The sequence below is a fragment of the Marinobacterium sedimentorum genome, from assembly GCF_024267675.1.
GTDB classification, from domain to species: Bacteria; Pseudomonadota; Gammaproteobacteria; order Pseudomonadales; family Balneatricaceae; genus Marinobacterium_A; species Marinobacterium_A sedimentorum.
In genome coordinates this window covers 1-6,684 of record NZ_JALDYX010000068.1, presented here as the reverse complement: position 1 = coordinate 6,684, position 6,684 = coordinate 1, and the positions used below count along the sequence as shown (strand labels likewise).

The 6,684-nt window shown below is 61.5% G+C and carries 7 protein-coding genes; 3 read left to right on the top strand and 4 right to left on the bottom strand.

Annotated elements, in window-relative coordinates; translation table 11 throughout:
• Positions 1 to 142 precede the first annotated feature (142 nt).
• Complete coding sequence (locus tag MRS74_RS23380) at positions 143 to 748, bottom strand: GNAT family N-acetyltransferase (RefSeq protein ID WP_254582695.1); 606 nt, start codon at positions 746 to 748, stop codon at positions 143 to 145.
• Between the two features lie 58 nt (positions 749 to 806).
• Entirely contained in the window at positions 807 to 1,610 is an 804-nt protein-coding gene (locus MRS74_RS23375) for a methyltransferase domain-containing protein (protein ID WP_254582694.1), read from the bottom strand.
• 423 nt (positions 1,611 to 2,033) lie between these two features.
• Here MRS74_RS23375 and aroE point away from each other — a divergent pair, with 423 nt between their 5' ends.
• Positions 2,034 to 2,891, top strand: a complete 858-nt coding sequence (gene aroE, locus MRS74_RS23370; protein ID WP_254582693.1) for a shikimate dehydrogenase — start codon at positions 2,034 to 2,036, stop codon at positions 2,889 to 2,891.
• Between the two features lie 178 nt (positions 2,892 to 3,069).
• A complete protein-coding gene (locus MRS74_RS23365) occupies positions 3,070 to 3,642 on the top strand; it encodes a DUF4124 domain-containing protein (protein ID WP_254582692.1) in 573 nt (190 codons plus the stop codon).
• 63 nt (positions 3,643 to 3,705) lie between these two features.
• Here the strand turns inward: MRS74_RS23365 and MRS74_RS23360 are convergent, their stop codons facing one another.
• Complete coding sequence (locus MRS74_RS23360) at positions 3,706 to 4,269, bottom strand: hypothetical protein (protein WP_254582691.1); 564 nt, start codon at positions 4,267 to 4,269, stop codon at positions 3,706 to 3,708.
• A 268-nt stretch (positions 4,270 to 4,537) separates the two neighbouring features.
• Positions 4,538 to 5,194 (bottom strand): peroxiredoxin, encoded by a 657-nt coding sequence (locus tag MRS74_RS23355; protein ID WP_254582690.1) that lies wholly within the window; start codon positions 5,192 to 5,194, stop codon positions 4,538 to 4,540.
• Positions 5,195 to 5,438: 244 nt separating this feature from the next.
• Between MRS74_RS23355 and MRS74_RS23350 the strand changes: the two genes are divergently transcribed.
• A complete protein-coding gene (locus MRS74_RS23350) occupies positions 5,439 to 6,569 on the top strand; it encodes a DUF294 nucleotidyltransferase-like domain-containing protein (RefSeq protein WP_254582689.1) in 1,131 nt (376 codons plus the stop codon).
• Positions 6,570 to 6,684: the final 115 nt, after the last annotated feature.

Here is a 6,684-nt window from a genome sequence, read left to right as displayed (position 1 = left end):
GGTAGCAGCTGATAATAACCAGAACGTTTTAAATCAAACCAGCTGAATAGTTACGACTCAATTAAAATTGCATAGTTAGAGTGGCGGTGGGGCAGGGTTCAAATCCCTGCCTACCCCGAAGCCGCAGTGACAAGTCCCATCTTCATGGCGTTAAGCCTAAACCTTCGGCCACGTCGACGGTTTTGGTCATCAGCACCCATTCGCCACCGTGCAGGCCGCCGGGGTAGGGCACGACGGGCAGGGTGTGGATGCTGCTGAATCCGATGGAGGCATAGAGCTGGATCGCGGCGTGGTTTTCGGAGGCCACGATCAGGCTCATCAGCGTGCAATGGTTTTCCCGGGCCTGGTGGGCGGCATCGGCCATCAGGCGGCGTGCGACTCCCTGGCCGCGACAGTTTTCGTGGGTGGCAATGGCATTGATGTACCAGCTTCCGGGTACCTGGGCTTCAAGCGTGACCAGGGGCTGGATCAGCTCCGGGTATTGGGCGATATCGCCGATCTCGCAGGGGTCCGGTAGCCGGTACGACAGCAGCATCCCCAGTACGCGGCCAGCATCGCTACAGACCCTGGCATGGGTGTAGCTGAATCCGCCTTCAGTGCGTGCGGCGCGTCTGGCGCCGGCGTCCAGCGGTGTCTCTGAGCCCTGTGTCATGTCCTGCCACAGGTAGGCGGGCATGCCTTCCCCGGCCAGGTTGATCAGCAGCGCCAGGTCACGGGCGTCTTCAGGGGTCGCATTTCTGATATCCATTAATCCTCCGGTGAGGTTTGCAGGTTGTTGTCGTCGCAGGTAGTTTTTCAACAGCCTGTTAAGGCCTGGTGGCGGTAACGATGTGGGCCGGTGAGTCAAAGGTGACGGCTCCATCCTCGCCGGTATAGGGCGCAAAGACCTGTTCGGCTTCGCCCAGCAGCTGCGCTATCTGTGCCTCGGGCAAGATGACACCCATAATGGGCAGCCAGCCCCTGATATCCGCTTCCACCATGGCGCGCACCGACGGGAATCGGGCCAGGTCCGACTCTGTGCTCAGGGTTAGGCCCTGGTAGCCGAGGTGATCAAACAGGCCTGTCAGTACTCCTGTGTCGCCCAGGACAAAGGGCGCCCGCAGGGCGTTGGCCGCCTGGGGGCCGGCGATGCGCTCCAGCATTGCCACTTCGGCGGCATAGGCCGGGGTGTTGTCGAGGCTGTCCCAGACGGCGATGGCCAACCGGCCGCCGGGTACCAGAACCCGCAGCATTTCGCGTAACGCCTGCTGCCGGTCGGTAAAGAACATCAGGCCAAACTGGCTGACCACCACATCGAAGGACTGGTCGGGGAAGGGCAGCGACTCGGCCGTGCCCGCCTGCCAGTCGATATCGGGTGCCAGCCGCCGGGCCACCGTCAGCATGCCGGGATCGGGGTCAAGGCCCGCCACATAGCCCTGGGAGCCAACCCGCAAGGCGACTTCCCGGGCCAAAACGCCGGTTCCGCAGGCGATGTCGAGTACCCGCTGGCCGGGCTGAATTTTCGCCGCCGTCGCCACTCTGGGCGCCCAGGGCTGGAACAGTGCCGGTACGAACAAGGCTTCGTACGCCGTGGCACCATCAATCTGAGCTTGCAAAAGGGGATCAGTCATTTTAGAGGCTCCTTGGTGCCGCCAGCACGGCGATACTCTGCCGGTGGCATTGGGTTGCGGCCCCGGGGCGCGGCGGGCGCATGAGAACTGTTTTGCGGCCTTCTACCGGCCTGCACAGGCTGCGCTGGCGGGCCCTGATTGCACCCAACAAAGACCGGTCGTTGCGCCCGATCATCACTCTATTGTCAGTGTAGCTGGCGGGCCCTGCATCTGAGGGGAACCGCCTTCTAACGGGTATCCTGCCAATGCCCTGCAACAATTGAAATTGGCAGCGGCGGTGCGATTGCTAGGATGACAGTAGCGTTTTTTGCCGGTATTTGGTTTGGCCGGGCTTGGCCGGGTGTTGCTGTGCCCGCCCGGTATCGGCGGTCTTTTGCCGGCTGACTTTTGCTGGCGGTCGTTTATCGGATAGGGGAGCCTGTTATGAGTGCCAATTTTCTCAGTGAGCTGACCGGGTCTTTCTCACAGCCGTCGGCCGAGAATCCAACGGTGGCGATGGTTGAGGCGGCGTACCGTCACCATGGGCTGGACTGGCGCTATATCAATTGCGAGGTGGCGCCAGAGGACCTGGGCGCGGCGGTGCGCGGTGCCAGGGCCATGGGCTGGGTCGGTTTTAACTGCTCGATTCCGCACAAGGTGGCGGTGATCGAGCATCTGGATGGCCTGGGCGAGTCGGCGCGCATCATCGGTGCGGTGAACACTGTGGTGCGCCGCGGTGATTGTTACGAGGGCGAGAATACCGATGGCCGCGGCTTTGTCGAGTCGCTGGCATCAGTGCTGGATCTGCAGGGCAAGACGGTGGTGCTGCTGGGTGCCGGCGGGGCCGCGCGGGCCGTGGCGGTGGAGCTGGCGCTGGCCGGTGTAGCGCATCTTAGGGTGGTGAATCGAGACCCCGGGCGCGGGCAGGAGCTGGCGCAGCTGGTAAATGACAAGACGCAGGCCAGCGCAGACTTTGTACCCTGGAATCGCACCTTTGTGGTGCCCAAGGGCACCGATCTGCTGGTGAATGCCACCAGTATCGGGCTCTATCCGAATGTGGATGCCTGCCCGGATATTGATCTGGATTCCCTGGCCGCCTCCATGGTGGTGGCCGATGCCATTCCCAACCCGCCGCGTACCGCGCTGATAAGGGCCGCCGAGGCCCGTGGCTGCACCGTGCTGGATGGCCTGGGCATGCTGGTGAACCAGGGGCGAATTGCGATTCGTTACTGGACAGGTGTCGAGGTGGATGCGCAGGTGATGCGCGAGCGCCTGATGCAGGTACTGGGCGTTACGCCTTAGCAGGATGTTCTCTCGTTTCTAACCCCGTTTTCCTCTTTGCCCGGTGCTTTGGCGGCGCCGGATGCAACCCCGTGCCCGGGTGCCGGTCGAATGCTTCAGGCGGCAGTGAACGGGAGTGCGGCGCTAGCAGCGCACTGCCTTTCTTTGTCGCGGTTCTTCAGACAGCAGGAGCAGGGCGATGACTTTCTGGCGATGGTGTATCTGGCCGCTGTTGATAACTGTGGGTTCGGCCGCACTGGCAGACTCCGTGTACCGCTGGCGGGACGACAGGGGTGTGCTGCACTTCAGCGATGTCCCCCCCAAGGGGATTCAGGCTGAGCAGGTGAACCTTTCGAAAATTTCGGTGGTGTCGATGCCGGCAGTCGACGTTCCTGATGAGGCGTTATCAGCGGAATGCGAGGAGGGACCCAACGGTGAGCAGGTCTGTAACGCGGCAGACAGGTCGCCTGCAGCAGCGTCTGGGTCAGGCCAGCCCGGGGCCGGGCAGGATGCAGCAGAAGTGCCGGCCGTTACGGGAAAGCAAGGCGCCGAGCGCAAGGATACTTTGGAAACCGGCTTGCAGGAAATCAAGGATTACGACAAGCGCAAGCGCATCGAGGAGATTGAAGCAGAACGCGAGATCAGAAAAGTCCGACGGCTTACACAGGGGGAACGCAAACCGAAAGATCCGGATATGGAGCCGGTGAGGAGAATTCCGAAAACCGTGAACGAAAAACTACGGGAAAAAAACCTCGGAAAGTCGGAAAAATAGCCTGGTGAAGCTGTAGGAGCCCGGTCTCCGGGCGAAGCGGGCTCCTCCCTGCATATCAGTCGTCTAGATGCTGTGCTTGCGAATGGTGCGGGCAATGCGCGTTGCGTAGCGATCCACGGAGTGTTCGACGATAGCGGCGTTGCTGGCGAGAAAGTCCGCCTTGTAATTCAATTCCGCCAGCACGAAGGCCAGGGTGTGAAGGCCTTCGCTGCCGCTGCCGAAATCCCCGCGCTCAAATGCCTGCATGACGCGCTTGAGGCCGGAATCTGCCGGCGTGAGGCGAAAGTCCGCCAGGGTATCGGTCTTTTGCAACAACCTGGCCACGGCAGTCTGTACCAGCGGCATGATAATGGCGCCGGCCAGGCTGAGGTTGGGAATATTCAGAGCCAGGCTGCCATCATCCTGCAGGCTGATATCGTTAAGTGGGCGATGGCGTTTGGCGGTGAAGTTTTTATAACGGTTGGCCGGGCGGGCTTGGGGGCCGAAGTAGCGTTCCAGCGGTTCCTGCTCACCGGACTGCAGCAGGTCGGAGAACTCTATCAGTCGATGTATATCCGTGGCGATCCAGCCAAGACTGTGCAAGTTGGCGAGATCGCCGCCTAGGCAGAGACTAACGTGTTGATCCATCATGTTTCTCTAATGGTAAGCGATCCGCGATCGGGCAATGGCGAAGTGCAAGCTGGTGTTCGGGGCCTGTACCTGAACGTTTTGCCCTGCGTTGTATCCCGATTTCTTCGGGTACGAATTCTCTTCAGCAAGCATGAATACAATCACATTGGCTGGCTGCGGGCAACCGCTGCTGCATCTGAACGGGGCAGAGAATGGGCAAAAGATGTGTTGGAACAGGTCCGAGGGTGCAGATACCGTCGGCCTGCACCTTTTTCGAATCAAGCTGCTACTTGGGTTGCGGCACTATGCGCAGGTAGGGCTTGGGCGCTTTCCAGCCATCGGGGAATTTGGCTTTGGCGTCGGCATCGGACACGGCCGGCACTATGATCACGTCTTCGCCCTGTTTCCAGTTCACCGGCGTGGCGACCTTGTGTTTTGCGGTGAGCTGGCAGGAGTCGAGCAGGCGCAGCACTTCGTCGAAATTGCGGCCGGTGCTCATGGGATAGGTGAGCATGGCCTTGACCTTCTTGTCGGGCCCGATCAGAAACACCGAGCGGATAGTGGCGTTGTCGGCCGCGGTGCGTGCCTTGTCGCCGCTGGCATTGGGATGAATCATGTCGTACAGCTTGGCAATATGCAGATCAGGATCGCCAATCATGGGGTAGTTCACGGCATGACCCTGGGTTTCTTCTATATCGCCCATCCAGGCGTGGTGATCGCTGACGGGGTCGATGCTCAGCCCTATGATCTTGCAGTTGCGCCGCTCGAACTCGGGCTTGAGTTTGGCCATGTAGCCAAGTTCGGTGGTGCATACAGGGGTAAAGTCCTTGGGGTGGGAAAACAGAATGGCCCAGCCGTCCCCAATCCAGGGGTGAAACTGAAGCCTGCCCTCGGTGGTGTCGGCTGTGAAGTCCGGGGCCTCGTCGCCAATTCTAACGGCCATGATAGTGCTCCTTGGTTGGCAGCTTGTCGGGCTTTTCCGCAGTAGATCAGTGGTAAGTCTGACAGGCTGCTTGGGGTTGATGGAGAGGAATTTGGATAGCAGTAGTAGTTATAGCCGAGAGTCCGGCTGCGGCCCCGGTGCTGGAATAGGCTTTATGGTTATATTCATAGAAGTGCCTATGCGGAGGTGAGCCCTGCCCCTGGCGGCTTATACTCAGGGTACTTTGGCCGCCGGAGTGCTTGGCATGCCCGTTAATCCGAATGCGTCATCCTGGCGCGAACTCTTCGCGGCCGATGCCTGGCCCGACAGCCGGACCTGGCCCGGGATGCTGCTGCCGCTGCAGCAGGCGTTTGCTGCGCTGGGTACGGATCCTGCGCCGCAGCAGACCAAGGCCTGGCAGCCGCGCCTCGCCCAGGCACTGCTGCAACTTGATCTGCCCCCCTGGCGTATCAGTCAGCTGCTCAGCGATCACAACGACTGGCTCTACAGACGCGCCATAGTGGATGCACTGGCGGAGATGGCGCAGCAGGGCTGGGGCGCACCGCCCTGCGGTTTCTGCGTGCTGAGCCTGGGCTCAGGGGGGCGGCATGAAAGCCTGCTGGGGCCGGATCAGGACAACGCCATGATCATCGAGGATTACCCGGACGCACGTCATACGGCCATCGATACCTGGTTTCAGTCCCTTGGCGAGCGCTTTACGGCCCGCCTGCATGATTACGGTATCCCGCTGTGCAACGGCAATGTGATGGCGCGCTGGCCCTCCTGGCGCAAGCGCAGCCACGAGTGGCAGCAGCAGCTGCAGCTCTGGACGGGCCGTCGGGTGGTCAAGCTGGTGCAGCTGTCGAATATACTGCTGGATTTTGCGCCTGTGTACGGTGATGCCGCGCTGGCGAGCGGCCTGCGCACGCAAGCGCTGGCGCTGATGCCCCGGGCCGGGCTCTTTCTGCACGAAATGGCTGCGTTGCTGGATGAAACACCGGTGGCGCTGGATCGTTTTGACCGGCTGCACGGCGATGGCAGGGATGCGCCCCATGCCCGCGCGCTGAACCTCAAGGCGCAGGGGTTGCTGGTGCTGCAGGGTGCGGCCCGGTTGCTGGCGCTGCGGCATGGCCTGGCTGCGGTGGATACCCGTTCGCGGCTCTGGGCGCTGGTGGAGGTCGGCATACTGGATTCGGCGCAGGCCGAGCAACTGGTCGAGGCGCTGAACCATCTGCAGGCGCTGCTGTTGCAGGCGCAGCTGGCGGCGGTGGCGGCCGGCCGGGCGCCGGATGCCTGGGTCGATCAGGAGCAGTTGAGTGCGGCGGATTGCAGCCAGTTGCGACAGAGTCTACAAGCTATCAGGGATTTTCAGCGCCTGGCCGTTGCCGCGATTTAGCCTTACGGTCAAGCTACAGAGCCAGATTTAACCGGTAGGAGACGCGCCTCGCGACGAACGTCCCGCGACGAATGGCTGGTGCCCTGGAGGACCTTGCCATAGTTCCAAAAGCTTC